The 26,332-nt window shown below is 60.1% G+C and carries 22 protein-coding genes and 1 other RNA gene; 7 read left to right on the top strand and 16 right to left on the bottom strand.

Annotated features, from left to right (window positions below; translation table 11 throughout):
• Window positions 1-75 precede the first annotated feature (75 nt).
• On the top strand, window positions 76-723 hold the full coding sequence (gene psb29 / locus ACJ0G7_RS10290) for a photosystem II biogenesis protein Psp29 (protein WP_407396038.1): 648 nt from the start codon (window positions 76-78) through the stop codon (window positions 721-723).
• Here the strand turns inward: psb29 and ACJ0G7_RS10285 are convergent.
• From ACJ0G7_RS10285 to petN, 3 genes are read right to left on the bottom strand one after another with little or no spacing between them, the layout of a single operon-like run.
• A complete protein-coding gene (locus ACJ0G7_RS10285; RefSeq protein WP_407396037.1) occupies window positions 705-2,087 on the bottom strand; it encodes a hypothetical protein in 1,383 nt (460 codons plus the stop codon). The two genes, psb29 and ACJ0G7_RS10285, sit on opposite strands and share 19 nt — an antisense overlap.
• A gap of 29 nt (window positions 2,088-2,116) precedes the next feature.
• Window positions 2,117-2,248, bottom strand: coding sequence for a hypothetical protein (locus ACJ0G7_RS10280; RefSeq protein ID WP_256381027.1), 132 nt, complete (start codon window positions 2,246-2,248; stop codon window positions 2,117-2,119).
• Window positions 2,249-2,253: 5 nt separating this feature from the next.
• On the bottom strand, window positions 2,254-2,355 hold the full coding sequence (gene petN / locus ACJ0G7_RS10275) for a cytochrome b6-f complex subunit PetN (RefSeq protein ID WP_043691012.1): 102 nt from the start codon (window positions 2,353-2,355) through the stop codon (window positions 2,254-2,256).
• A gap of 71 nt (window positions 2,356-2,426) precedes the next feature.
• Here petN and clpS point away from each other — a divergent pair, with 71 nt between their 5' ends.
• Window positions 2,427-2,723, top strand: a complete 297-nt coding sequence (gene clpS, locus ACJ0G7_RS10270) for an ATP-dependent Clp protease adapter ClpS (RefSeq protein ID WP_043691010.1) — start codon at window positions 2,427-2,429, stop codon at window positions 2,721-2,723.
• Window position 2,724: 1 nt separating this feature from the next.
• On the opposite strand, the gene ACJ0G7_RS10265 is transcribed toward clpS, so the two are convergent.
• Window positions 2,725-2,952, bottom strand: coding sequence for a hypothetical protein (locus ACJ0G7_RS10265; RefSeq protein WP_043691007.1), 228 nt, complete (start codon window positions 2,950-2,952; stop codon window positions 2,725-2,727).
• Window positions 2,953-3,025: 73 nt separating this feature from the next.
• On the opposite strand from ACJ0G7_RS10265, the gene ACJ0G7_RS10260 reads away from it, so the two are divergent.
• Window positions 3,026-3,301 (top strand): DUF2103 domain-containing protein, encoded by a 276-nt coding sequence (locus ACJ0G7_RS10260; protein ID WP_043696445.1) that lies wholly within the window; start codon window positions 3,026-3,028, stop codon window positions 3,299-3,301.
• Window positions 3,302-3,319: 18 nt separating this feature from the next.
• On the opposite strand, the gene ACJ0G7_RS10255 is transcribed toward ACJ0G7_RS10260, so the two are convergent.
• From ACJ0G7_RS10255 to ACJ0G7_RS10240, 4 genes are all read right to left on the bottom strand, one after another.
• Window positions 3,320-3,553: a hypothetical protein gene (locus tag ACJ0G7_RS10255; RefSeq protein WP_407396035.1), complete on the bottom strand. Its 234-nt coding sequence runs from the start codon at window positions 3,551-3,553 to the stop codon at window positions 3,320-3,322.
• 30 nt (window positions 3,554-3,583) lie between these two features.
• Window positions 3,584-3,766, bottom strand: a non-coding RNA gene (ssrS, locus tag ACJ0G7_RS10250) — 6S RNA.
• Between the two features lie 6 nt (window positions 3,767-3,772).
• Complete coding sequence (locus tag ACJ0G7_RS10245; RefSeq protein WP_043691003.1) at window positions 3,773-4,933, bottom strand: 5-(carboxyamino)imidazole ribonucleotide synthase; 1,161 nt, start codon at window positions 4,931-4,933, stop codon at window positions 3,773-3,775.
• A gap of 51 nt (window positions 4,934-4,984) precedes the next feature.
• Window positions 4,985-5,857, bottom strand: a complete 873-nt coding sequence (locus ACJ0G7_RS10240) for a carbohydrate ABC transporter permease (RefSeq protein WP_186485605.1) — start codon at window positions 5,855-5,857, stop codon at window positions 4,985-4,987.
• A 79-nt stretch (window positions 5,858-5,936) separates the two neighbouring features.
• Between ACJ0G7_RS10240 and aroB the strand changes: the two genes are divergently transcribed.
• Entirely contained in the window at window positions 5,937-7,049 is a 1,113-nt protein-coding gene (gene aroB / locus ACJ0G7_RS10235) for a 3-dehydroquinate synthase (protein ID WP_407396034.1), read from the top strand.
• On the opposite strand, the gene ACJ0G7_RS10230 is transcribed toward aroB, so the two are convergent.
• The 4 genes from ACJ0G7_RS10230 to ACJ0G7_RS10215 all read right to left on the bottom strand — a co-directional run bounded on the left by ACJ0G7_RS10230 (window position 7,050) and on the right by ACJ0G7_RS10215 (window position 20,167).
• Window positions 7,050-8,831, bottom strand: coding sequence for a hypothetical protein (locus tag ACJ0G7_RS10230; RefSeq protein ID WP_407396033.1), 1,782 nt, complete (start codon window positions 8,829-8,831; stop codon window positions 7,050-7,052).
• 187 nt (window positions 8,832-9,018) lie between these two features.
• Window positions 9,019-14,619: a choice-of-anchor I domain-containing protein gene (locus ACJ0G7_RS10225; protein WP_407396032.1), complete on the bottom strand. Its 5,601-nt coding sequence runs from the start codon at window positions 14,617-14,619 to the stop codon at window positions 9,019-9,021.
• 143 nt (window positions 14,620-14,762) lie between these two features.
• Window positions 14,763-18,722, bottom strand: a complete 3,960-nt coding sequence (locus tag ACJ0G7_RS10220; protein ID WP_407396031.1) for a lamin tail domain-containing protein — start codon at window positions 18,720-18,722, stop codon at window positions 14,763-14,765.
• A 242-nt stretch (window positions 18,723-18,964) separates the two neighbouring features.
• Window positions 18,965-20,167 carry a class I SAM-dependent methyltransferase gene (locus ACJ0G7_RS10215; RefSeq protein ID WP_407396029.1) on the bottom strand — a complete coding sequence of 401 codons (1,203 nt, stop codon included), beginning with the start codon at window positions 20,165-20,167 and terminating at the stop codon, window positions 18,965-18,967.
• A 31-nt stretch (window positions 20,168-20,198) separates the two neighbouring features.
• On the opposite strand from ACJ0G7_RS10215, the gene ACJ0G7_RS10210 reads away from it, so the two are divergent.
• Window positions 20,199-21,005 (top strand): TPM domain-containing protein, encoded by an 807-nt coding sequence (locus tag ACJ0G7_RS10210; RefSeq protein ID WP_407396027.1) that lies wholly within the window; start codon window positions 20,199-20,201, stop codon window positions 21,003-21,005.
• A gap of 13 nt (window positions 21,006-21,018) precedes the next feature.
• On the opposite strand, the gene ACJ0G7_RS10205 is transcribed toward ACJ0G7_RS10210, so the two are convergent.
• From ACJ0G7_RS10205 to ACJ0G7_RS10195, 3 genes are all read right to left on the bottom strand, one after another.
• Window positions 21,019-21,744, bottom strand: a complete 726-nt coding sequence (locus ACJ0G7_RS10205) for an endolysin (protein WP_407396025.1) — start codon at window positions 21,742-21,744, stop codon at window positions 21,019-21,021.
• A gap of 254 nt (window positions 21,745-21,998) precedes the next feature.
• Window positions 21,999-23,075, bottom strand: a complete 1,077-nt coding sequence (locus ACJ0G7_RS10200; RefSeq protein ID WP_407396023.1) for a hypothetical protein — start codon at window positions 23,073-23,075, stop codon at window positions 21,999-22,001.
• Entirely contained in the window at window positions 23,069-23,857 is a 789-nt protein-coding gene (locus tag ACJ0G7_RS10195) for a TIGR04168 family protein (RefSeq protein WP_043690987.1), read from the bottom strand. The genes ACJ0G7_RS10200 and ACJ0G7_RS10195 overlap by 7 nt, the downstream gene beginning before the upstream one ends.
• Window positions 23,858-23,970: 113 nt before the next feature.
• On the opposite strand from ACJ0G7_RS10195, the gene nadA reads away from it, so the two are divergent.
• Window positions 23,971-24,903: a quinolinate synthase NadA gene (gene nadA, locus ACJ0G7_RS10190; RefSeq protein WP_407396021.1), complete on the top strand. Its 933-nt coding sequence runs from the start codon at window positions 23,971-23,973 to the stop codon at window positions 24,901-24,903.
• Window positions 24,904-24,913: 10 nt separating this feature from the next.
• On the opposite strand, the gene ACJ0G7_RS10185 is transcribed toward nadA, so the two are convergent.
• On the bottom strand, window positions 24,914-25,150 hold the full coding sequence (locus ACJ0G7_RS10185; RefSeq protein ID WP_043690981.1) for a hypothetical protein: 237 nt from the start codon (window positions 25,148-25,150) through the stop codon (window positions 24,914-24,916).
• Between the two features lie 68 nt (window positions 25,151-25,218).
• Between ACJ0G7_RS10185 and ACJ0G7_RS10180 the strand changes: the two genes are divergently transcribed.
• Complete coding sequence (locus tag ACJ0G7_RS10180) at window positions 25,219-26,205, top strand: ligase-associated DNA damage response exonuclease (RefSeq protein ID WP_043690979.1); 987 nt, start codon at window positions 25,219-25,221, stop codon at window positions 26,203-26,205.
• The last annotated feature ends 127 nt before the right edge of the window (window positions 26,206-26,332 follow it).

Here is a 26,332-nt window from a genome sequence, read left to right as displayed (position 1 = left end):
TTCTGCGTGATTGCGTCAATCCTAACGGCGTCGTCCTCGGCGCTATGGTCATTGCCGACATTCCAGGGTTCCGACTTGGGCGATCGTCAGACCATTGCTGACAGCAAGCGGGCGTTTCATCAGGCGTTCCCCCATGTCATCGCCCCCCTCTACCGGCGGGTGAGCGATGAGCTGCTGGTGGAACTGCATCTACTCAGCCATCAGACACAGTTCAGCAGCACGCCACTGTTCGCGGTAGGCCTCGAAAAGGTCTTCACAACCTTCACGCGAGGGTATCGACCGGAAAGCCATCCCGATCGTCTCTTCGCAGCGATCTGCAGCAGCAATGGCTTTGATGCCGACGCCCTGAAACGGGAAGCTTCTCAAACCCGCGACGCCGCTGCCTCCGCAGCGATGGAAGGCATTACGACAATGCTGGCCGAGCAGCGGTTGCCCGAGGGATCGCACTACTCGCGGATGATGGCGATCGGCCTGCTGACCGTGCTCGAAACCGCTCGCGGCAACCAGGACAGTCCAGACGGCAAGGCTCTGGCCCAACAGGCTGTCGATCTCTGCACTGACCTCAACTTCCCTTCTGAACGGGTGGAGAAGGACCTGAACCTGTTCGCCTCCAACAGTGAACGGATGGAACAGGCCGTGGAACTGATGGAGGAAACCCTGGCCTCCGACCGAAGGAAGCGGGAAAAACGTCAGGATGAAGCCGCTCAGGGAACATCGAGCTGACCACGCACCCATCGCCAGGAGTCGTCCCGGGCTGTCTGCCCGCGCAGCGGCATCGTGCGCAGCATCAGCCTTTCCGCTGATCGCACCACAGTCGGCCAGCTGACGGGCAGCAGACCGTGGGTGACCAGATCCCTTGGAGACAGCATGAGATTCATGCTGCTGTCGGAGCCGAGCTCGGCCGTTGCCGATCGTTTCAGCGTGGGCGCACCGGCAAGCACCATGCGGAGCAGAGCGGGGTGTCCATGGCTTGCATCCCTGGGCAGCCAGGTCCATCCCCCAAGCACCCGTCCAGGGTCCTCGTCATCATCGAGCCAGAGAGTCGCCCGGATGACGGTCTGGCCATCCGGGTGAACCAGATCGACGCGTCGTCGCCGGAATCCCTGCTTCTCGAGACGGGTCGCCGTCAACTCAAGCGCTCGTCTCACGTCCGGATCCCGATAGGGGAGCTGCAGATCGATCTGCACACGGGCCTGGAAAGGACCTTTCGCCTGAGGTTCGACACTCAGGCGCATCGGCACCTCAAGAAGCTGGCGACGCATGGCCAGCGTCAACCCGTAGTCGTTCTCAAGACCGTCCCGGATCAGAGGGCGATTCAGAATTCCACTGAGCACGGGCTCCGCTGTTGAACTGTCCAGCTGCAACATCGGCAGCAGCGAAGGATCGGAAGCCATGGGAGCCCGAAGCCTGCCCGGTGCCAGAGGCGTTGTCCCTCTTGGAGGCTTGAGTCGTCGTGGGGCATCCCGAAGCGGTCGACTGGCAAACACCCCGCTCCAACGCAGATCCTTGGCGTCGACATTCAGGACAAGACAGCCATGGGAGGCCGAATTGAGCATCGAAGCGAGTGGTCCGGCCATCGGAAGCAGGGCCTCCGGCGTCCATCGCACAGCCGTTGAGACCTCGAGGGCCCTCAGACAGAACCGTTCCAGCGGTGATGGGTCCCCTGGCTGGGGACGCAACGACTCCATGAAGCTGCTGCGTTCAGCGGGATCGGAAAAGACAAGGTCAAACCCGGGCAGGAGCCGATCCAGAGGACTGTTGCCCGCCGTTGAGCCCTGTTGGCGTGGCAGCACGAGCACACTGCTGCCCGAGGGAACCCACCCTTTCCACCAGATCTGCTCCCTGGAGGCACGCCAGCGTCGGGAGGCCTGCTCCGGACCGAGCCGTTCAGACCAGATCTCCGGAACGGATTGCCCGGAATCCACTTGAAAGCTCTGCAACATCACCAGGGATGCGCTGAGCAGATCCAGCTGCTGCGTCTGAGAATCTCTGGGCGAGTGCTCCCGCCGGGCGACATGCGTCAGCCAAGCCGTGGACAGCATCAGCAGCAACAGCAGTGCCGGGGCGGTGATCGGGAAGGTCGCCAAGCGGCGAAACAGACCTGCCGCGACCTTCATCAGCGGCGTCGGCGTCGGTCTTTCCACTCGATCAGCGACAGGTAGATCACCGATACACTCACGAACACCAGCAGAACGGCTGCCGAGACCGCCAGTGACTGACTGATCAGGGAACCATCAAGGGACGGCAACGGCCTCAGAACTTCAGAGTTCCGTCACCGTTGCGACCCCAGACGACCATCGCAATGGAGAAGCTGAATATGGCGGCTAGAGATGCCCAGGCCAGGGTGAACAGCATGTGCTTGACCGCTTCGCTCGTGTGATCCTACCTAGGTTCCCGTCCTCGCAACCCAAGCGCCAGCATCTGTCATGAGCAGCTCCAGCCCGGGATCCACAACGCTGCTGGAGCGTCAGAGGACAACCCAGCGCTATCCAGAGGCCAGGGTCATCGTCCTCGACGATGACGTGAACACCTTTCAGCATGTGGTGGACTGCCTGCGGCGGATCATCCCGGGGATGAGTGAGGAAAAGGCCTGGACCCTGGCCAATCGCATCGACAGTCAGGGGTCTGCAGAAGTGTGGTGCGGCCCGCTCGAGCAGGCCGAGCTCTACCACCAGCAACTGGGATCCGAGGGTCTGACCATGGCACCACTCGAACGCTGCTGATTCAGGCTGCTGGTTTGCGGGTGGCCCGGGTCAACCGCAACAGGTCAACGGTGTCCAGGTGAGACTTCTGTGCATCGAGCACATAGCGCACAACCCGTCCCGGGCAGATGGCGAGACCGCGCACTTCACTGCCATGCACTTCCGCGGTGAGCATGCGGGCCTGGGGACCGCAGCTGTCGGTGAGTGGACCGGAGACTGCTCGGCGCAAGGCATCCACGGATCTCAGCATGGCGACACAGCACCCTCTCTCCGGCATAGCCATGGCCGCTAACTTCGACCAGTTCCTGGGAAAGTGTTCGGTTTTGGGCCGGGTTGTGATCACCCACAGCACCTACGTCGAGGGTCTGATCCCCTGGCTGAGATCTCTGGCGTCCGAGCAGGGCATCCAGACGATCACCCCGGCCGTGATCAACCGGGTCAAGGGTCGCTGCCCGACCCTTGAACTGCGGGTGTCCACGCCAATCCGGGGCGGCTACAAGCTTGTGGCCCGTCGTGGAACGACAGTGCAGGAGGTGTTCATCATCACGGACCTGCCGAAACCGGATCTCCAGCAGGCGATGGAGCGACATCGCCCCTGAAGGGCGCGATGGAGTCGCTCAGGGATTCTCGGGATCGGCCAGCATGGCCAGTCGGCAGGCCTCCGGATGAGCCTCCAACAACGAGGGATCGGTTCGGCAGAGCTCAGCCCAGTCCGCCCGCGTGAAGCACTGCGGAAGGATGGCGCGGCAGGCCACCATGGCATCGTCTGGACGAAAGCTGATCCCGTCGGCCTTCACGGGTGAGGAACAGGCGAGGAGCATCAGAACGATGGTCGGAAACGAGAGATTCACGTGATCTCCTCGAGAACGCCTGAAGAAAGAGGGTGAACCGCCATGCCGTGCGAGCCCCAGTGGTCGACCTGGAAGAACCAGAAGGGGAGTCAAAATGAGGCTTCGTTTCCGGCTGCAAGGCCGGTTTACGGCACCTTCACGACAGTCTCCCCAAGTCGAAAGAGAGTCAGATCAGAGCACTAGAAAAGGCCGTCACCAACACAGCAGTTCAATGCCACGTTAGTCGGAGCCGAAGCAAGGCAACGGCCAGATCTCTCTGATCCTGGTGGTGATCCTGTGCGCTTCATCGGAGCGCTCATCCGCGGTCGCCCCATGCAGCACCACGGTGATGTGGCCGAGTTTCCGCCCCGGCGATTCCGGGCTCTTTCCGTACCAGTGGAGCGTGGCATCGGGCAGTTGACGCAGTGAGGCCAGCCGATGATCAAGGGGGGCGGCGATTCCGTCGGACAGACCGAGGAGATTCACCATCACCGCACCCTGGCAGGCGAGCTGAGGAGCTGGCACCGGCAGCCCGGCTGCAATGCACAGCTGCTGATCGAACTGACTGCTGGTGCAGGCCTCGATCGAGAAATGGCCGGAGTTGTGGGTCCGGGGTGCGATCTCGTTCACCTGCAGACCGTCAGGGCCGAAGAAGAATTCCAGAGCGAGAACCCCGACATAGTTGAGCTTCGTCAGCAGCGACGAGGCTGCGTTGAAAGCAAGCGCTTCCACGGCCTGGGGCACGGCGGCAGGTGCGAGGACCCAGTCGCAGACCTGCTGGCTCTGATGGGTTTCCACCAGGGGGAATGCCCGGACGCATCCGCTGGTGTCGCGGCTGACCACCAACGCCAGTTCGCGCTCGTAGTCCACCCAGGCCTCGAGCATCCACTCCTCGGCAGTGACCGAGCGGATCAACTGAGCCAGCGCATCGATGTCCTTGAGGATCAGGGTGCCCTTGCCGTCGTATCCACCCCTGGCGGCCTTGGCCATCACAGGAAAACTCCAGCCTTGAGGAAGGGCCGGCTGAGCAGGGGACACCAGGCTCAGCGGGCACCAGGGCGGGCTCGGAATCAGAAGATCGGCAAGCAGCTGGCGCTGGGAGAGCTTGTCGACCAGGGGAGAGAGCGCAGCCAGGGAAGGCCGGAAGCGAACTCCTTGCTGCTCAAGGGGGATCAGAGCATCGATATTCACCCATTCGTTCTCAAAGGTGATGCCGCTGCATCCCTCCACCAGCTGGCGCGTACCGGCGACATCCCTGGGATCCGCCGTCACAAGCCGGGAGGCCCCCTCCACGGCAGGGTCGTCATCGGAGCCCGTCTGAACAGCGACGGGAATCTGACGTGAAGCCGCCGCCTGAACCAGCATGCGGGCCAGCTGGCCTCCTCCCACAACGCCGATCATCCAGGTCGAGCAGACTCCCGCAGCTTGCCACCGGGATCCGCGATCGGCTGCTCAGATCAAGGCGCGATCGCCACTGAAGGCCAGGCGGATCAGGGTGAAGAGCATCACCAGCAGGAACAGCGCCAGTCCGAGCGTGCAGGCATAACTGATTTCAAGTTCCGCGAAAGCCTGGTCGTAGACGTAGTAAACGATGGTTCTGGTGGAGTCGGCCGGGCCTCCCTGGGTCATCAGGTACACCTCCTCGAACACCTTGGTTGCGGCGATGGATGAGACCACGGCAACCAGCGCGACGTAGGGACGCAGCAACGGAAGCGTGATGTCGAGATGCTGACGCCAGCCTTCACTGCCGTCGAGCTCGGCAGCCTCGTACAACTCCTTGGGAATCCCCTGAAGACCGGCCAGAAAGATGACCATGTAATAGCCGAGTCCTTTCCAGAGCGTCACCAGCATCACGGCCGGCAGGGCCAGCTGCGGCGTGGTGAGAAACCCGATCGGCGAAAAGGTGTCACCGAACCAGGCCACAAGCCAGCCGTTGACCAGACCGTTTTCCGCGTAGAGCCAGCGGAACGCGATCGCTGCCACGACGATCGACACCAACACAGGCGTGTAGAAGGCCCCCCGCAGCACATGGATGCCGGGAAGGCTGCGGTTCACCAGCACGGCCAGGGCCAGGGAACCCAGCACGATCGGCGGAACAACACCGATCAGATAGAGAAGGGTGGTGGTCATCACCCGCAGGGCCATGGGGTCGCTGATCAGCCGGCGGAGATTGGCCAAGCCCACGAACTGCAGGGGCTCACTCACATCGAGGCCCGTGGTCGTGAAGCTCATGACGAGCGCCATGACGGCCGGGATGAGAACGGACAGGCTGATCAGAACAACCGCTGGCAGCAGGAAGGCCCAGGCAGTGAGGCTGTTGCGCATGAGCCCCGGGGTGCTGGCGTGAGGGTAGGCGCGGGTGACCGTCGCAGAGCGGCAGAGTGGGCAGGTTGGTTCAGCTCCCATGTCCATCACCCAGTCCGCGCCGTTCCGTCGCATTGCTGTGGAACTGGAGACGACGCCCTACCAGGTGGTGATCGGTGATGGAGCCCTGAGCAGCGTCGGAACCGAGCTGATTGCGGCCGGGGTGCGTCCCGGCCGCAAGATTCTCGTGGTCAGCAACGCGGATGTGGCCGGCCCCTACGGCGATCGTTGCCTGAACAGTCTCAGGAGCAGCGGTTTCCAGGTGGAACTCCTGGTGATCGAGGCCGGTGAAGAGCAGAAAACGCCCGCGACCGTGGCACGCATTCATGACGCGGCCTTCGCGATGAAGCTGGAACGCAGCTCACTGATGCTCGCCCTCGGTGGAGGGGTGGTCGGCGATATGACCGGGTTCGCAGCGGCCACCTGGTTGCGAGGAATCGCTGTGGTTCAGGTTCCGACGACACTCCTGGCGATGGTGGATGCCTCGATCGGCGGCAAGACGGGAGTGAACCATCCCGGCGGCAAGAACCTGATCGGAGCCTTTCACCAGCCGACACTCGTGCTGATGGACCCGGAGACCCTGGCCACCCTGCCGGTACGCGAATTCCGCGCCGGGATGGCTGAGGTGATCAAGTATGGAATTCTCGGTGATACGGAGCTGTTCGAAGCCCTTGAGGCGATCGCCGACCCGAGTTGCGCCGAGGGACTTGCCGGCGACGCTCTGATCAACCTGCTGGAACGATCAGCCACCGCCAAGGCCAGGGTGGTGGCCGCCGACGAAAAAGAGGGAGGGCTGAGGGCGATCCTCAATTACGGCCACACCTTCGGCCATGTCGTGGAGACATTGAGTGGTTACGGAACCTGGCTGCACGGTGAAGCGGTGGCCATCGGAATGGTTGCGGTGGGAGAGCTGGCGGTGCAGCGCAGCAGCTGGAGCCGGGAGGAGGCCGATCGTCAGCGCAGGTTGATCGATCGAGCAGGTCTGCCCACCAGCTGGCCTGATCTGGATCCCGAGTCGGTACTCAGGACGCTTCAGGGTGACAAGAAAGTGCGCGACGGACAGCTTCGCTTCGTGATGCCGACATCAATCGGGACCGTGGAAATGCGGGATGACATCAGCCGGGAGGAGATCCTGCGATGCCTCGAGGGCTGATCAGAGGAAATCAAACCCCGTCGAGGCATTGGAGTCGCTGGACTCTTCCGGAACAACCGCCGAGGTTTCACCGCGGAAACTCACACTGATCCGGTCAAAATCATTCGACTGAAGATCAGCGTAACCAAAGCTTTCTCCACCGATAATCAGCTCATCCTTTTTATCAAAGTTGGTCAGTTTGATCTTCCTCGAGATCAGATCTTCAGACGCAATGGTCACAACATCACCAGCCTTGTCATAACCGAGGTCAACAAATGCTTTCTTCACCGCACCAGTCATGGTGATCTGATCAGCCCCCTTCCCCAACTCGAACGTTGCCCTTCGGATCTCTGCATCGATCGTTGCCGAATCCGTGCCCTTGCCAAGATCAAAGACCGTATTCCCCTTGATCTTCACTGCGGAATCGAGGAGGACGGCATCCCCTCCCTCGCCAGTGGAGAAGAAACTTTTGTTGACAACACCCTGACCAATTTCAACGGAGTCATTCCCCTCACTCATCACGATGGTTGTACCACCGCCAATCTTCTGTACTGAACTGACAAACTCGGCATCCTCTCCTTGAGCAAACTCAATCGTGGAACCAACGACCTTGGAACCCTCCAGCGTCAGCGCCCCACTGTCAATTTGAATGTCAAGACCACGAACTTCAGCCGAGACAGTCAGTTGAGTTCTTTCAGACGAGGTGTTGTCCAGAGTGACCTTGTCAACGGCATCAAGAGGAATCGACACAGCACCTCGAGCACCGATCACGCGGACGGATTGGTCATCCTGGATGACTTCAACGCTGGAGCTGTCACCGACGAAATTGGGAGACGGACCAATCGGTGGCACCGACGGGTAGGGCTGGGCTGACGGCGCAGGGCTGGGTGAGGGTGCAGGGCTGGGTACCGGCTGATCACCCGGGGTGACTGACAACTGGATCTCACCGAGAACGATGGCACGACCGTCATGAACTCCATAAGTCGCCACGCCATCGAGAGCGGTCCCGCTTGGGGGAGCCAGGACGATCTGAAGACCGGAACTGCTGACCCACTCCGGGCCGGACAGAATCACAACAGCCAGCTCGTCCTCGTCAGGATCGGTCACAGAACCGGTCAGATCGATCAAACCCTGCTGACCTGCCACGAACTCACGGCTGATGCTTCTCAAGCTCTCCTGGAGCATCGGTGCAGCGTTGACATCGAATCCCAGCAGTGCCAGATCAGCCTTGAGAGAGGACCATTCACCTCCACGTTCTTCGCCATCAACGAAAACACGATCAACGCCAACACGAAAATCAGCGATCAGAGAAGCATTGTCAGATGCGCCAGAACCTGAATTCGTCAGGTAAAAGAGATCCGGAACAGAATCGACCTCGGCAAGATAAGGAGGAAGGCCGAAGCTATTCGCATTCTCAATCAGAGAACCACCAACGATATAATCTCCGCTGGAAGCAATGACAAAACGATCACTACCCTCTTCTCCAACAAGTACATTATCTGAATAACCATCAATGCTGTAAAGAGAATCGCTGTTGTCACCGCCATAGACAGAAGAATTCGATGAGGCATAAATGATGTTGCCTGCATCTGACCCACGCACTTCAACGCCAGGGAGCTGCACACCACCAGCAGGAATAACTCCAAAGTCCGCTGGGTTCAGAAGCACCTGCTCTCCACTCGCCAACCGACCAAGGCCGAAAATGAGATCAAGCTCCTGCCAAGCGATATTCCACGGAATCGTTACCGAGGCCGAGGAGACAAGGTCGAGCATTTCCGAATCGTCGACCTGATGATTGCTCACGTGAAATCAAAACATCCCAAAAAAGACTAACAATGAGTGGTTAAGGACCGGCAAAGCCACTGGACAATGGCCTGGCAATCATCAGACGGTTTGCATGCTCACTGGGTTAATGAATGATCATTGAAAAACAAAAAAAGGCGGCCATATGGCCGCCTTTCGGGATGTTAATGATGAATCAGATCGTTGATCAAGCCAAACCAGCAAAGTTGCTGATGTGGAAGTCTTCGGTCGTGGTGTTCATGAACAGGCCAACCTCCGCTCCATTCACCCGCAGCAGCGTGTTTCCACCCTGAGACTCAAGATCAATGTTGTCGTAGCTGACGCCGGAGAGACCGATGACATCTTCATCGGAGTCAAAGTCCATCACCATCTGAGCCTCGGCAGGACGATCACCAGCGCCGGGGATCAGCCAGAACTGGTCAAAGCCATCACCACCGTTCAGGTAGTTGACACCTGCGCCATCGAGAACGTTGAAGACGTCGTCGTGGTCGCCGCCCAGAACACGGTTGTGGCTGGTGCCGATGTTGAAGACATCGAAGCCATCGTTACCGCTGAGGCGGTTGCCGTCATCCGCCGTGGCGAAGGCGGTGTCGTTACCGGAACCACCGATGACCACATCGTCTTCATTGGCGTAGATGGTGTCGTCGCCGCTGCCGGTGAAGATGGTGTTCTCTTCACCTCCGATGATCTCGGAGTCTGCGGTGTCGGTGCCGGCACCGGTAAACAGCACTTCAGCGTGGCCACTGAAGCCGAGATCATCAACGAGGGTGTCGTCGTCGCCGGCCGTACCCAGAACCAGGTCAGACTCTGAGGTCAGTGCCAGCTCAGGGGTCACACCGTCAGGCAGCCCGTAGCTGTAGACATCGAACTGAGACTCGACGGGGTAGTCGTCACCCTCACTGGCCACCAGCAGAACACCGCCGCCGTTGGGGGCTGTCTCGATGAACAGCAGACCCTCGGGATGCATCGATCCGGTGAACAGATCTGCGTTGCCATCCTCGTCAACACCAGGCTCAACGATGGTGTTGGCAAGGATGTCCACCAGGTGGGAGTCCGCAGGGGTGGTCACGTCATAAACAGCAACCGTGGAGTGCTCACCACGCTCAAGACCGATGAAGGCATACATCCTTCCATCGATTTCCTGGGTGAGAACACACTCGGGTTCCATCCCCTTGTCATCGCTGCGGCTGTCGCGATAGAGGCCGATACCCTTCATCAGCTCATCCAGCTCATTGCCGGAATCGAACACCAGGTTGCCGACCTCGTCGTAGATGCTGAAGCTGCGACCACCGAAGGCAAAGGCCTGATCGATGTCGCCATCCCGGTCATAGTCACCTGCATTGGCGACCAGGTGGAGACGCTCGCCGAGCTCTTCAACCCAGTAATCCTGGTTCTCCTGGGAGGTTCCCAGGTCTTCCACCAGATCGCCGACGCGCACTTCGTCAATGGTTTCATCACCATCACGGGCATCACCCTCGTTGGCCGTGATCACGAAGGTCTCGCCATTGAGCTCGAAGGCATGCAGACCGTCAGGATGCTTGATGCCGTAGACGTTCTTCAGACCGAATTCACCGCCGGCTTCTCCACGGTTGGAGGTGTCAAGGGGAAGAGGCTCGAACGCCACCTGCGTGACCATGTTGGCTGGCCTGTTGGCCTGGCTGACGAAGTCGTTGTCGCTGAACACCATGAGTGATCCATCGTTGGTGTTCAGAGCCAGACCCTCGGTCATCTTGTCGAAGCCGAGGTGCGCACCCAACGACGGCAGGTTGAACAACTCCACACGGTTGGTGAAGTAGATGTCTTCAGCCGCCATGTCATCCACCAGGCTGTCGGTGGCGTAAGCCTCAGGCTGGGTCACACCGAGGATGGTCTGCCAGTCGGTGTCGAGAACATTCGTGGCACCGAGAAGATCCACCTCCACAACGCGCTTCGTCGCCGTGGGGTCACCATCAGAGGAATCACGCTCGGAGATCAGGAAGACGCCGCGGTGGGGGTCGTAGACAGCATCACCGACCTTGTCGACACCGGCATTCTTCGCGGAGATATCGGCACTGGGGAGCAGGTGCAGGTACTCAGCCTGCGGTGTGCCGGTGTAGGGATCAACTGCCAGAACACGGATGATCTCGGCGTTTCCGTCCAGATAGCCCTCAGGGCGCATCGGGCTCTGGATGAAGGCGTAGAGCAGGTTGTCGTCGGTGTTGAACGCCATGCTCTCGAAGCCACGGTTGGTGCGGCGATCGGAGTACACCGAAGGAAGCGTGTCGAAGGTGAACCCTTCCACATCCGCCATGTCGTCGGAATAGTCAGCGTCGTAAACGGTGCCTTCGGGAACGTAACGCTGAACGAGATGACCACTCTCGGAATCGAAGAGCAGGATCTGAGGGCCGTACTCATCGGAGATGGCATACATGGAGTCGCCACCGTTGATCTGAGCTGCCGCATCAGCAGCATCAGGGATCAGATTGATCGACTCAGCATCGATACCGAAAGCATCGAGAGGTGCCACCTGGTACTGGTTGAAGGTGCCGAGTTCGGCATCACCGACAGCCACCAGCTCCATGGCGATGTCGTAGGCAACACCGGCCTCCTGTCCATCCAGACCGGGCAGACCAGTGGACAGACGGAAACCGCCCTCCTCAGAACTGTCGGGAACCATCAGCTGGAGGGCGCTCTCTTCGAGAACCACTCCAGCGTCATCCGTCAGGGTGTAGACGGTGATCGGATACATCGGGTCGTCAAAGACCTTCTCACCGTCGAAGGCATCATCGGGATCATCAAGATCGCGATCACCGATGTCGAAGGCCTGAGGACCACGGTCGGTGACGACCACATAACGGTCCAGACCGTCTTCCTCGTCATCACCGATGTAGAAGGCACCGGAGATGCCACCGGCGATGGCTTCACCAACATCAACGGCGCCATTGCCATTGGGGTCAGGGCGACCGACGCCGCCGTTGTGAACGCTGGGATAAGCGAGATCAAATTCGATGTCGGTCAGAACCGGGCGGCCGTGCACCCAGTCCTTGAAGCCGGTGGTCCACAGATCAACAACTTCTGCCTCGATCAGATCGATCTCGGCAATGGCATTGGCCTCCTGCAGTGAGACATACGCCGTGTCCCCGATGGTCGTGATGAATTCAGGCTCGATGTCCTGACCAACGCTCTCGGCTGAACGGGCGATCCGGATGCCCTGGTTGTTGAGTTGTTCGGTCAGATCATCGAGATAAGAGAAGTCGATGGTCTCGACAGTGAACTCGTCAACGGAACCGGTTTCATCAAAGCTGCTGGTGTCGATGATCGAGATGGTGCCCAGGGCATCATCGGCGAGATCTTCGACATCGTTCGACTGGCCTTCGTTGGCAACGGCCAGGCGAGTGCCGTGGTCGTTGAAGGCCACAGAGTCAGGCAGAGCGCCGACCTCAACGTGTCCGACGAAATTGAGCTGGGCCCGTTCGCCGAAGCCGGTGATGCGGTGGAAAGAGACAACACCAGGATCGGTGTCTGGATCTGACTGATCGGCGACGGCGACGGCGACCAGATCGCCGGCGATGTCGACGCTCTGAACCTCGCCGATCTCAACAATCGAGGAGATCAGTTCGGGCTCCGTCAGATCGGTGAGATCGACGATGTGAACCACATCGCCAGCGGCGTTGCTGTCAACACCGGTCACCAGAACGGCGACCTGATGATCAGGGGCAAAGGCCACGATCTCGGACCCTTCCAGATCGATGGTTCCGATGGGAGCGTGAATCGCGTTGGCACCGGCAACCTCTGCGGCGAATTCATAGGCTGCCAAGTTGTCAGCAGCCAGATTCATCGTGCGGGTGTCGAGGAACGCAGGCTCCTCCTCAGCATCGATGGCGCTCTCCGGGGTGGCGTGGAACTCCTGAAGGTATTGGGCAATCGCAACCTGCTCGCCAAGTTCTTCACCGTTGTCATCCAGCAGGTCGATCACACTGGTGGCAACCCCTTCGATGCCCGAGTCGGCATCGTCGGTGAAGGGGTAGCTGTCGCCGTTGTTGTTCACCAGGAAATCAAGGGAGACCATTTTGATCTCCATGTCTGGATCAGCAACAAGCTGACCATTGGCGACGATGACCTCAGTGATTTCGTGCTCGTCATCAACCAAAGCCAGATCGCGCACCCGCTGCTGTCCTTCAACAAGCGGATTGAAGTCAGCGTCGTAGTCGAAGCTGAAACGCATTCCAGCGATCTGTGGGAACTGGCCTGGGGTCGAACCCGGTGAACTCGCGTTAACGGAGTGCTCCATCAATTCATGGAGGCCAGCTGCCGTTGTGTTGACGAGAACCAGGTCGTTGTTGAAGGCGGCAACAGCTTCCAGATCAAGCTGTGAGATGGCACCTGCGGGTTTGTCGTAGCCATCGACCTCTTCGGTCAATGCGACCGGCGCCGTGAATTCCGAATCAGCCGACACTGATCCGATCGGAGCACGGAGTCCACCACCGTTCTTGAGGGAAACCTGGATCTCGGGATCCACCGTGCGTGCGTACCAGAGCTGGGCATCAGAGGCAAGGTTGCCCATGTTGGTCTCTTCCGTCCGGATGGATCCCCGGCGGCCTTCAAGCCAAACATCCGTGTAGCCGTAGATGGTCTGATCGTTGGAGACGACCACATCACGCGCGGCCTCGATCAGATCAGCAGCAATCGCAGCTCGCCCTGTGGTGACATCGCCACCGACAGACGCAACGCCTGCATCCGTGGAAGGAATTTCCTGGGCCGTAACAGCTGAAGGAACTCCGTTGTCGTCGAACGTGATATCTAAAACACCGACCGAGTCGTAGTAGCCATCGATGGAGACCACGTAAGCGGGATCTCCATCGGCATTGACCATCTCAATACCGTCGGAAAGCAACGTGGCCTCCGTACCGGATCCACCAGAGATGATCACATCAACTCCACTCAGAAGCCCGACCAGGGCTTCTTCCATCTCATACTGCTGCAGATGGCTGGCAAGAACAATTTGATCAACGCCGTCTGCGAGCAGGGCATCGATGGTGGGCTGGATGACTGCAGCCAGTGCTTCCGTCACTGCTGCAAGTTCAGCATCGCTCGTGGGATAACCCGTCAGGCCGGCAGTACCGAGCACCTCAACATCACCGGGTGATGAGATGAACTGCACAATGGGGGTTGTGGCCCCGACAACAGCAACCTGCTCAACAACACCATTGTTGTCGAAGTCGAAGATGGCCGCGTCAGCCAGCGTTCTCGGTTGAGTCCCGCCAGTGGCATTGACAATTCCGTTGGGTGCGTCGGTCACAAAACCGGCGAGATCACCTTCTTCAGAGAAGTCGAGGTTGGTGGTCAGATAAGGGAAGAAGGTACCTGCTGAACGGTCACCAGCAACACCCTCATCACCGCGCTGATCGGCTTCCAGAAGCGTTTCAAAACTGGAGGTGCCAGCGTCAAACTCGTGGTTACCGACGGCCGAAGCGTCGAAACCGATGACGTTCATGAGCGCGATATCAATCGCACCGGGAGCCCCGCGCAAGGCGTCGTACGCTTGTGCGTCGCCCTCCAGAGCCGCCAGGGCGTTGTAGGCGATGTTCAACGCACCGAGAGTTGCGTCGCCATCAACGCGACGCATGGTGCCGTCGTTACCAGCGTTGAAGAATGGACCTGGAATGTAGTTGTCGCCAGCCGAAATCAACAGATCGGATGAGCTTTCTGCTCTGAGTGCCTCAACAATCGCTGCAAAATTGATCGTTGAGTCGCGACCCAGCGATTCCTCAAGGTCGGACGCGTAGATCAGCCGAAAGTCGAACGGCATGGCGAGCTGGAAAAGGAGCGCACCCGAGATTATTTAAAACATATTGCAACCGGCAGCGTGCAGAACACATTGAGCCTGTATCAAGGAACACACTGGAAGAGGGGGCGATTGGTGGGCAGCGGTTCAGTCAGGAAACCAAAGACCTACGCCAAAAGGCCTGCAAAATGACTGATATCAGACAGGGTCGATGAGTCAATATCTTTAAAAAGACCCACTGGAGATCCATCTACTGATAGTCGGGTATCACGACCAACCTGCTCAAATGCCAAACTCTCATAACTCACTCCAGCAAGACCAACCACATCTTCTTCAGGGTTGAAATCCATCACCATCTGAGCCTCAGCAGGACGATCGCCTGCAGCGGAGACCAACCAGAAGGCGTCATAGCCATCACCGCCTCTGAGGTAGTTGATACCAGCTCCACCCAATACATTAATCACATCATCATCAGCACCACCCAAGACGCGGTTGCCGGATGTGCCGACATGGAACACATCAAATCCGTCATTACCCGCAACACGGTTATCACCATCTTCAATTAAGTACGCCGAGTCATTTCCTGATCCGCCAATCACGACATCACGATGACTTGCATAGACCACATCGTCACCGCTTCCAGTGAACACTGTGTTCTCTCGACCGCTAACAATGGCAGCATCTGCGACATCGTCGCCGGAGCCCATGAAGATAACGTCAGAGGAACCAAAATCAAGCGCGTCGGTGAGGGTGTCGTCGTTACCTGCAGTGCCTCTTAGGGGATCGGGGTAAAAACCGTCCAATGAGTTAGCACGATCGAAATTAAGACCCACAACGATCGGATCGTGATCCGATGAGGCAAATGCATCAGCAGCGTAATAATTTTCAGGATTTTGAGCATATTGGTAATTTCCAGTTGTCAAGGCAACGGGTTCGTCACTGTTGATGTGCCACGGCGATGCCGATGTGATGGGGAACAGCATTGAGTCACTGACCAAGGCGTGATCCAAGGATCCGAATTGACCTCTGAACTGATAGGTATAATCATCAGTTCCCACAAGATTGGTGTAACCAGCATCCCTGAAGGCCATCAGCGGGTCTTCCATGCTGTAGGCATTCAAATCGCCCAGGACGATCACATCAGAGTCGTTGCTGTTGGTTGGATCAGTTTCAAGCCAATCCACAACCGCCTGTGCTTCTCTTGTTCGTTGTCCATTGCTGTTTCCAGCACCGTCTCCCAGATCTTCATTTCCATCACCTTGAGCAATGGATCCCTTCGACTTGAAGTGAACAGAAACAGCAGTGAAGACCTCACCGCTGGAGATCTCTTCAAAACTGACAGCGATGACCGGACGATTGGCTTCATCTGTTGCTGGATCACCTCCGACCCGCGTATAGCCCAGGTCGAGAACAGCAACTCCAGTATCGGGTGCCAACCGCACAGCATCGGTGCGATAGATGAATCCGTTCGCGATCGCATCGGTTCCAAGAAGGCCCAGGGAGAGCATCGACTGGAATTCGGCATCACTGAAGCTGAGCCCGGAACCATCACGGGTGGCATGTGGCCCCGTACCAGCACCGGCGTCAGCACCGTGACCAGAAACATTCCAGCTGAAGGAGAGATCACCAACGGTGGCACTGATGCCATTGGCAAAATTGCTGTCGAATGGAGTGACGGCCTCAAAGTTGGCACTTTCGCCACGGGAGTGGGCAAAGGCATTGATCAGTGAACGGAATTCCAGCTCCGTGGTCACCGAGTTGTGAGAAGGAATCTCATGGGCCAGCCCGCCGGCACTGATCAGATCCGCCGCAACCAGCTCGGAGCGTCCGATGCCACCGTTCAACAAAGCGTCTGGAACAGCCACATAGGCATAAACAGCGCTATCGCTTGCGGCATTCAGGGCATCGACGAGACTGTCGATGGCGCTGAGCTCTTCATAACCGTCGTTTTCAAGCTCCTGGAGGGCGAACACATCAGCATTCAGACCGACAATCGCCGATACAAGCTTGCTGAGCTGCTGGTTGTACGTCTCGATATCCCGTGCCCCCCGTTCCGTGGGGAATCCGCCGCCAACTCCATCGCCATTCCAGAAATTCAGACCATTGAACCCAGCCAGGGTGAGTGAGGCCTGGTCATCAACGATGGGACTGGGGCGGTCATTGCTGGCTTGGAAGTTGGCTGGATCCGTGGTCTGCACGCGGTAACCCTCGTACCGTTGATCCAGAACACCGGAAATCGAGTTGATCGTGTCGCCGGTTCTCAGTGTGTTGGCTGCCGAGAGGGGCTGACCGCCACGCGCATGAATGGACGTCGCCGGATTATTTTCCGTACTCGCGTCGTCGAGCCAGATCACACCACGCTCGAGTTCCGAAAGATAGGCCGTGTAGCCATCTACATCGGGTGCATTCTGTTCTGTGTACTGGAACAGTCGGCCAATTCCGGAAAGACCGACCTGGGAATATCGACCAACGGTGTAATTGTTGGTCACCACCAAGGGTTGATCGACGGCGTCAACGCTGACGCGCATTCCCTCGAGAGCCTCAAAGGCCGCCATGTCCGCAGCAGGAAGTGTGAGGTTGGTGAGGGGAGGCAGGTCCGCTCCGGAGCTGAGCACCGTCACAGTCGTGATGGACGTCAACTGGGTGAGGCTGTTCTGCACCTCGGAGGAATCCGAGGTGAAATTCGCGCTTGAACTTGTGTATTCAGCAACGGTGCCGGTGACTTGCACAAGGTCGCCCACAGCACCGCTGAACAAATCATTGCGGTCGTAGACAAACAGACCTTCGGATGTGGCGGCATTGCCATCACTATCGGAAGTTTCCTCTTGAACGTAGAAACCATCCATCTCAGGATGGATCGCGGTCACGACACCCTCAATCCGATGAACCTCATCAACGTGCGGTGACGTGTCTGCTGAGCCCTGTATCAGGGAAATCAGGGTGTTCTCAGTGACCTCCGGTGCAGCATCGTCTTCCGACGCAGCCGCTGGAATCACAACCGGGGTCGCGGCGGTGCTCTCAAAACTGCCCGGGGATGCGGCTGGATCAGCATCAGCCGTGAGAAAGGCATCGTTGATCAGCACAACCCATTCGCTGTCATCAGCAGTGGTGCCACGGGAGGCATCCCAATCGGCGTTACCCGTGAAAACAGTTGCTTTGCGTTCGAGGGTGTGGTTCTGAGTGCCATTGGTCACGCCAGCCACATCCCAGCCAGACCCCGGATCCGCCCCGAAATCCCCGAGGCGGTCGAGCACGACATAGTCGGTTTCACTGCCGCGGACCAGGGCATAGCCGTCATCGCCGTTGCTGAGGAAGCGATGGGTCTGATCCGCCAGTTCCACGATGGAAGCGTCCGCATCCGGGTGAGTGATCAGATAGGTGCCGCCGGCCGCAATGGAGGCACCGTCGCTGAAGGTGTTCCAGTAATCATGAGCACCTTCAACATCAGCTCCATTGCTGGCGTTGGGGAAGGCGTAATCCGCCAGCGAAATCGCAGCCTGCGTGGGGTTGAAAATCTCCAGATATTTGTTGTTACTGCTGCCTTCGGCGTATTCGGAGAAAAACAGCGTGCTCAAGCCGTGTCGGCCTGGCGTGGCCTCGGCAACACCCTCAAGAAAGGCATCCTGAGCAAGTACCACCCATTCGCTGTCGTTCGTGGTTGTACCGCGTGCTGCAGTCCAGTCGCTGTTGCCCTGGACATGGGTTGATTTTCGGACAAGTGTGTGGTTCTGGGTGCCATTGCTCACGCCAGCCACATCCCAGCCAGACCCCGGATCCGCCCCGAAATCCCCGAGGCGGTCGAGCACGACATAGTCGGTTTCACTGCCGCGAACCAGGGCATAACCGTCATCGCCGTTGCTGAGGAAGCGATGGGTCTGATCCGCCAGTTCCACGATGGAAGCGTCCGCATCCGGGTGAGTGATCAGATAGGTGCCGCCGGCCGCAATGGAGGCACCGTCGCTGAAGGTGTTCCAGTAATCATGAGCACCTTCAACATCAGCTCCATTGCTGGCGTTGGGGAAGGCGTAATCCGCCAGGGAAATCGCAGCCTGCGTGGGGTTGAAAATCTCCAGATATTTGTTGTTACTGCTGCCTTCGGCGTATTCGGAGAAGAAAAGCGTAGACATTCATCGTTAATCGATCATCACATTGTAATCAGCGCGAATGAACACCAATTTATAGCCTTGTTAAGAAGAGTTGAAGGAAGACATTCAGGCGTATCCAGAGACACTAGCGGTCAGTATTCTCCACGACGACTTGCGTTCACGCCAAGCTTGGAGTTCATTCTCTGACTCCAGAAAATCTCTGCAAAATATGTCCAATCGACATGAGTATGCCCAAGACCCATTGGTTAAAGAGCAGGATCAGATCAACACGGCGCGGACACAATCTCCCATCCAGTTATTGGCTTATCCGCATCGGTTTGCAGAAAAGTGAGCCAGCGGAACTCTCCAAGACAAACCGGATCCACAAGGCGCAGAAGCGCTTCACGGCGCTGAAGCGCTTGCGGCAGATCAGCCGGTGCCAGCTGTTGCAGCCCATGCAGACGATCGGCCAGACCCAGCGCGAGCAGGGCCTCTCCCTGACGCATCACCTGGCCAGGACTCAGACCGGAACGCCGGGCCGCAACCTGCAGGGTGTCGATGCAGAGGTGGGCGGTGAGATCCTGTTGACCGGCCTTCGCCAGGGGATCCGCTCCGGACTGCTGGTGCCGGTAGGCCATCAGCGTGCCCTGATCACGGCGGGCGGTGTAATAGCGACGCGCTTCCAGGGCGTAATCGATCACCAGCACCAGCCCATGGCTGAGGCCACTGGCCATCTGATCGATGCAACGAAAGGCGTCGCCATGCCATTCCGTCGTCCACCCGGCAGGGGCACCCAACGGGGGCAGGCTGAAACCGCAGGCTTCGGCCATGCCCAGTGCCTCAGCCCGCAGATCGTCCGGCAACGGCATCGACACGCCCGTCAGCGCAGGGGTGCCATCCGCAGATTCCAGCAGCTTCACCCCCTGGCGGCTCAGTTCCCCACCGGACCAGATCAGACGCTCCACCGGCAACGCGTCCAACAGCTCATGGGCCAGAACAACACCGCGCACCGGTGCACGCTTCAGATCATCCAGAGAGCACCACTGCACCGGGATGGGCATCACCCCCTCCAGCAGTGACTGCTGCTGTTCACGCATGCCTGGATTCAGCTCGACGAGCCGCAGATCCAGACGACCGGCGAGATCGGGATGCAGCAGCAGCAGCTCCCTCACCAGATCCAGCGCAAGCTGACCACTGCCGGGTCCGCACTCCACAAGGCTCAACGGAGCGCCCGGCGGGCTCTCCGCGATCAAACGGGTCAACCACCGGCCCACCTGCTCGGCGAGCAATGCGGCGAAGTCGGATCCCAGGGAGGGTGACGTGACGAAGTCACCCTCCACACCGATCCGGGCACGGCCAGATCCGTAATAGCCATGGCCAGGGTCATTCAGCGCCCAGTCCATGAAGCGGGAGAAGGGCACCACACCACCGGCCTGTTGCAGATGATGCGCCAGCCAGGCGGGACAGGCCGCAACGGAGGAATCCATTGGAGAGAATGCCCGTCACTGCAGCAGATCCATGGGAGCACATCACATCAGCCGGCTGTGGGCCGCGTTGCTGGTGCTGGTGGTCAGCTGCACGGCGGCCACACCGGCGCAGGCCTACGACAACCCGGAGCTGCTGCCGGATCACGCCACACCTGTGATCGATCTGGCCAGGGTCTTCAGCGAGCCGCAGCGGACCGAGCTTGAACGGAGCCTGGAACGGTTTGAAGCGGAAACCGGCTGGAAACTGCGGGTTCTCACCCAGTACGAGCGGACACCGGGCCTGGCCGTCCGCGAATTCTGGGGACTGGATGAAAGCAGCCTGCTTCTGGTGGCGGACCCCCGGGGCGGCAACCTGCTGAATTTCAACGTGGGCGATGCCTTCTTCGCTCTGATGCCACGCACCTACTGGGTGGAGCTGCAGACCCGCTTCGGCAACCAGTACTACGTGAAAGACAACGGTGAAGACGGCGCCGTTCTCGATGCCCTGAACGCCGTCGAAATCTGTCTGGAACGCGGGGGGTGCCAGGTGGTTCCCGGTCTGCCGCTGGAGCAGTGGTTGCTGACCCTGAGCACGTCGGTGCTGGGAGGCCTGGTCGCCGGCTTCGCCGCCTATCCCCGGAAAGACGAAGAGACGATCGCCTGGTCCTGGCTGCTGCTGCTCTCACCCCTGTGGGTGATGCTGTTCGGCGTGTTCGGAATCGCTCCGGTGATCACCCGGACCTCGGATCTGCTGCCGATCCTGCGCAACAGCATGGGCTTTCTCGGCAGTGCCGTGGGCGCTTACCTGATCGCACAGGCGACGGTGGGCCGTCGCCTGCAGAACGATGCGGAGGGCTGACCCCTCAGCCTGCTCAGAAACTTGTGGCGCAGAAGATCCGGGAGCCGATACAGACATCTGAGGAGCTCGATCCCTGAGACAGCTCCTCACGTCTCTGATCACGCAGTCGGCGCAGTTCCTCGAGATTGAGGTTGTAGAAGGAACGGAGACGGGCGTACTTCTTGACGGGCTGACCGTAGAAGCTGCGGCCGGAAAGGGTCGGGAACGATGCCCACTCCGGAGCCAGCATCGCCGTGAGCACCGGAGTGAGCGTACCGGCGTCGGTCAGTCCCAGGGCCTTGCGGCGCTGGATCAGAAACAGAGCTCCCTGATCCTGGGCTTCCGGGCCGAAACCGACCACACCGATGCTGCGCCGCACCAGGTTCCAGGTGAAGGGCATGAACTGGTAGGCACCCGCTGCCGCGCTGGCGTAGCGGGTGCTGTAGATGACCCGGTCAGGGTGACGATCCAGGCTGGACATCAGACCACCACCGAACATGACGCGGTAGCCAACATCCATCCCGCCCTTCCAGGTGCCCTCGGCGTAGCGGATCGTGTTGAGCATCGCCCGACGCTCGGGGGTGATCACATACGGGATGGCACGGGTGGGCACCGCAGTTGGAGGGCTGAGCAGTTGAGCCCGGGAGGATGGAGGCAGCAGACTGGCCGCAGCAGGAGCCGAAACAAGGGAGGCTGAAAGAGATCCGACGACGACGGTCGCTGCGAGTGCCTGACGACCGATCAGTTCGTGGATAGCCATAAAAAGCGTTCGAAGTACAGATCCCGAGTGGGATAAAGGCTCGATGAACCAGAAGCGGATGGTTGGTTGAGCCGAAGGAAGCATTTTTCCTTCGACGTGACTTTGTCGAACAATTCGATTGGATCAATAGGTATATATGCCAGTCCACGAATCGTCTCGCTATCGACGGATCAGCGATATTTCAGGCGCTCAGTGACATCCAGACGCAAATTGAAGGCGTTGATACACAATATTTTTTCTTGAACGGATATCTGTTATGGGTCGGCGTAGGCGATCAGAGCCCGGGCCGCCTGTTCCGCACCATGGGCGGCAGCCGCAGCCTGCGTGGGGGGCACCAGAGGCTGATCCAGTTGCCAGTCACCAGTGAGCAACTGATCCCGGCTGAGCAGGCGGGAGGAACCATGGCGCGCAAGACCCCGCATCAGAGCCTTGGCCTCTGCGAAATCCCGGCGCTCCACCACATGCAGACCAACGGAGAAGGAGAGCGCCTCACAGAAGGTGCTGAAGCCTGGCTTGCCGAGATGGCGCCGGCAGAACGGAAACACATCCAGCGGACGCACGCCGTCCGGGAGCAGCGTCAGGTTGGGCAGCGCCCTGAGCGCCTCCCGCTCGCGGCTGTCAGCGGGGGGAGCCATCACGAAGTGCTGCTCAGGCCACGCGGCGAAGAGTTGCGGGTTGAGCTTCAGCCCGAGTCCGCCGAAGCCCACCTGAACCGGAGCTCCGGCGGCGAGGAGTCGATCACGCAGCGCAGGCACGAGTGGGCGTGGCTCACCGCAGACCAGCCCGAGTCGTTGCTCCGGCAGGTCCCAGGTCATGGCCAGATCGAATGGGCAGCGAAGCAGGAGCTGACCGCGGCGGTAGGCCTGATGGGCCGCCTCCGCATGGCTCTGGAAAGCTTCGCCGTACGGCCCGTAAATCTCATCCCAGCCGAAGTTGCTCATCCACACCAGTGGTGCTGTGAGCCGATCTGCCAGATCGGCGGCGGCGGGTGGGATGTCTCCGAGAACCAGCACCGGCCTGCCCTGGGATGCAATCCAGGCCGCCTCCTGCTCGATCAGTTCAGGCAGCTGCTGCTGCAGCTCCTCGAGAGCGAGGAGTGTTGCTGCTGCATCCACCCCCAGGGCATCCGCCTGAACCGTTCCCACATCCCAGCGGCAGTGCCGGACATCGATCGTTGCCGAACCCAGCAGGAGCCGCAGGAACCCGGCGGGCACCTGTGAGCTGAGCACCAGTTGCCAATCCGGACGCAGACGACGGAGCTGCTGCAGCACAGCCGCATCACGGGCCGCATGACCGAACCCATGACTGCTGCTGCAGACATAGATCAGCACGCCATCGCCTCCTGCCGTGGCAGCTCCTCCTCATGCATCAGCTGGGCGTCCGGCGAGTACCAGCGGTGACTGAGATGGGTCAGGGACGCACCCCGGAATTCCGCCCAGGAGAAATGCAGCAGCTCACGACCGCTGGCATCACGCCCACTGCGGGGGACGCAGGCGGCATTGAGGAAGGCGGTTCCGCGGCGATCGCGCAGCAGGGTGCGGCGGAGGGCGTTCGAACGCTTCAACTGATGATGCATGTGACCGAAGACCACCAGATCCGGGGGACGCTGCCGACCCATCCGATCCAGAGCGAGGGCGAGATCCTGATCGCCCCAGTCCACCGCCGGCGGTTTCCAGTCGCGACCGCAGGGGCTGTCGGCCTCGGAACCGAGGCCGCTGGGGCCGCAGTGGGCCATCACGATCAGCGGTTGATCCGCAGGAACGGCAGCAGCAGCGGCCACGATGCGATCCGCTGATTGCTCGAGGGTGATCGGGCCATAGACCGCCTGCACGGCATGGGACAGATGAAAGCCTCCGCCGGCACTGCCGGGCCGCCCTCCCACCAGTCCGATGGCGGGCTGGCTCCAACCGCGCTGGGTCCAGCCGCAATGGTTCTCCCCCAGAAGAGCCAGCTGCTGTCGCAGGATCCCTCCGCTGCGATCGCGACCCAGGTCGTGATTGCCGAGAATCACCGCCAGTGGGTAGGGCAGCGACGCGATCCTCTTGGTCAGCCGCAGGTCTCCATCGCTCAGATCTCCGACGAACAGCACAGCATCAGGCTGGAGTCGCGCCAGAACCGCCTCATCCGTGGTGCCCCAGGCTCCATGGAGATCACCGGCAATCGCAACGCGAAGATCCGACAGAATCGATGCCTAGGCTGGAGCCATCCTGCCCCGGCCCGGTTCCGATGAGCGCTGACGACGCCCTGGTGGCGGCGATCGAACGACTGAAGCGTGATCGCAACGCCATCGTGCTGGCGCACTACTACCAGGAACCCGAGATCCAGGACATCGCCGACTTCATCGGGGATTCCCTGGAACTGTCCCGCAAGGCCGCCAGCACCGACGCCGATGTGATCGTCTTCTGCGGCGTCCATTTCATGGCGGAGACCGCCAAGATCCTGAGTCCCGAGAAAACGGTGGTGCTGCCGGATCTCGATGCAGGCTGCTCCCTGGCCGATGACTGTCCGGCCGATGCATTCGCTGACTTCCGCGCGAAGCATCCCGACCATGTGGTGGTCAGCTACATCAATTGCACCGCGGCGGTGAAGGCCCAGAGCGACCTCATCTGCACCAGCAGCAATGCCGTGGATCTCGTTCAACAGCTGCCCGCGGATCGCCCCGTGCTCTTCGCTCCGGACCAGAACCTCGGACGCTGGGTGCAGCGGCAGAGCGGCCGTGAGCTGACGCTCTGGCCGGGACGCTGCATCGTTCATGAGACCTTCAGCGAGGAAGCACTCCTGGAACTGAAGCTCGAACATCCCGATGCGGAGGTGATCGCCCACCCCGAGTGCCAGGAGCACCTCCTCGATCTGGCGGATTTCATCGGATCCACCAGCAAGCTGCTGAACCGCACCCAGAGCAGTGCAGCGGAGACCTTCATCGTGCTCACCGAGCCCGGCATCCTGCATCAGATGAAGCAGCGAGCCCCCGGCAAGACGCTGCTCGATGTGCCCGGTGTCGACGGTTGCAGCTGCAACGCCTGCCCCTACATGCGGCTCAACACCCTGCAGAAGCTGCACGACTGTCTTGAGAGCCTGGAACCGGCGATCGAACTGGAGGAGGAGCTGCGTCTGAGAGCCCTCCAGCCGATTCAGAGAATGCTGGAGATGAGCCGCTGAGCCCGAAGGCTCACTTCCTGCGGCAGTACCCGGCTCCGATGTTCATCCAACCGGAAGGGCAGGCATCCCCTTCCGAAGGCTGCACCTCATAGGCGATGGGGGAGACGCAGGTGGTGCCGAGGGTGTTGACATAGCCGAGCGGGCACTGGTCGTGGCCCTGGGCCTTGGGGATCTTCTTCTGTGCGAGAGCGGCGCCGGGCAGCATCAGCGACAGCAGCGTCATCCCGACGAAGAGGCGTCTGTTCATCGATCGCGGTGCTGAGGTCGCGCTCAAGGTAAGGGAACTCCAGACTTCTGCAGTCAAGACGCGACACCTTGATCGAGCGCACCGCGGAAGGGCTCTACTGCCGGGCGGCAGACGCCTGGGTGGATCCCTGGCGACCGGTGCCCCGGGCTCTGATCACCCACGCCCATGCCGACCATGCCCGGGCGGGATGCGGTGAGTACTGGGCGGTGGATGTCAGCGAAGGCGTGCTGCGTCAGCGACTCGGACAGGAGATCTGCCTGCATCCCGTCCGCTATGGGGAACCGATCTGGCTCGGCCAGTGCCGGGTGTCCTTCCACAGTGCCGGACATGTGCTCGGATCCGCTCAGATCCGTCTGGAGTCTGAGGGGGAGGTCTGGGTGGTGAGCGGGGATTACAAGCGTGACGATGATCCGAGCTGCGCACCGTTCGAACCGGTGGCCTGCGACGTGCTGATCACCGAAGCGACCTTCGGCATGCCGATCTACCGCTGGAAGCCCGGATCCGAGCTGGCCACGGAGATCCGCGACTGGTGGCAGGGGGACCGCAGCCGTCCGTCCCTGCTGTTCTGCTACGCATTCGGGAAGGCCCAGCGGCTGCTGGCGGAACTGAAGGCGATCGGTGTCGAGGAGGAGGTGCTGCTGCACGGTGCCGTGGAGACGGTGACCCGTCACTACCGCGAGGCGGCAGTCCCGATGACACCGAGCCGACCCGTCAGCGAGATTCCCAGGAACGAGGCTCTGGCCGGTCGTCTCGTGCTCGCCCCGCCGTCAGCCCACCGATCCAGCTGGATGAGGCGGTTCCGCACGCCACAGACCGGCTTCGCCTCAGGCTGGATGGCGGTGCGCGGCGCGCGCCGCAGGCGGGGTTACGAACGCGGATTCGTGCTCAGCGATCACGCGGACTGGCCTGGCCTGATCCGGACGGTGCGCGAATCAGGTGCCAGGAAGGTCTATGTGACCCATGGTCAGAGCGATGTTCTGGCCCGTTACCTGAGGGAGGTGGAAGGGATCGATGCCGAACCGCTGGAGACCCTGTTCGAGGGAGAAAGCGACTGAGGCTGCTCCATCGCGATCAGCTGTCGATCTCGGAGACCCAGCTGGGCTGCAACGGCGAATCCTTACAAAGGTTCTCTTAATCTTCACGGATCTTTATAGCTATTGGGCCGGGGTTTGCTTTAGCAAG

The sequence above is a fragment of the Parasynechococcus sp. genome (assembly GCF_045559935.1).
GTDB lineage: Bacteria > Cyanobacteriota > Cyanobacteriia > PCC-6307 > Cyanobiaceae > Parasynechococcus.
The sequence above is the reverse complement of the archived record's forward strand: the minus strand, read 5'-3'. Positions and strand labels throughout refer to the sequence as shown.

Bases quoted from the DNA above. Each gene is read 5' to 3' on its own strand.
- petN (WP_043691012.1), bottom strand. From the start codon at position 2,355: ATGCTGTTCACCCTGGCCTGGGCATCTCTAGCCGCCATATTCAGCTTC.
- clpS (WP_043691010.1), top strand. From the start codon at position 2,427: ATGAGCAGCTCCAGCCCGGGATCCACAACGCTGCTGGAGCGTCAGAGG.
- ACJ0G7_RS10265 (WP_043691007.1), bottom strand. From the start codon at position 2,952: ATGCTGAGATCCGTGGATGCCTTGCGCCGAGCAGTCTCCGGTCCACTC.
- ACJ0G7_RS10245 (WP_043691003.1), bottom strand. From the start codon at position 4,933: ATGATCGGCGTTGTGGGAGGAGGCCAGCTGGCCCGCATGCTGGTTCAG.
- ACJ0G7_RS10240 (WP_186485605.1), bottom strand. From the start codon at position 5,857: ATGCGCAACAGCCTCACTGCCTGGGCCTTCCTGCTGCCAGCGGTTGTT.
- aroB (WP_407396034.1), top strand. From the start codon at position 5,937: ATGTCCATCACCCAGTCCGCGCCGTTCCGTCGCATTGCTGTGGAACTG.
- ACJ0G7_RS10225 (WP_407396032.1), bottom strand. From the start codon at position 14,619: ATGCCGTTCGACTTTCGGCTGATCTACGCGTCCGACCTTGAGGAATCG.
- ACJ0G7_RS10220 (WP_407396031.1), bottom strand. From the start codon at position 18,722: ATGTCTACGCTTTTCTTCTCCGAATACGCCGAAGGCAGCAGTAACAAC.
- ACJ0G7_RS10215 (WP_407396029.1), bottom strand. From the start codon at position 20,167: ATGGATTCCTCCGTTGCGGCCTGTCCCGCCTGGCTGGCGCATCATCTG.
- ACJ0G7_RS10210 (WP_407396027.1), top strand. From the start codon at position 20,199: ATGGGAGCACATCACATCAGCCGGCTGTGGGCCGCGTTGCTGGTGCTG.
- ACJ0G7_RS10205 (WP_407396025.1), bottom strand. From the start codon at position 21,744: ATGGCTATCCACGAACTGATCGGTCGTCAGGCACTCGCAGCGACCGTC.
- nadA (WP_407396021.1), top strand. From the start codon at position 23,971: ATGAGCGCTGACGACGCCCTGGTGGCGGCGATCGAACGACTGAAGCGT.
- ACJ0G7_RS10185 (WP_043690981.1), bottom strand. From the start codon at position 25,150: ATGAACAGACGCCTCTTCGTCGGGATGACGCTGCTGTCGCTGATGCTG.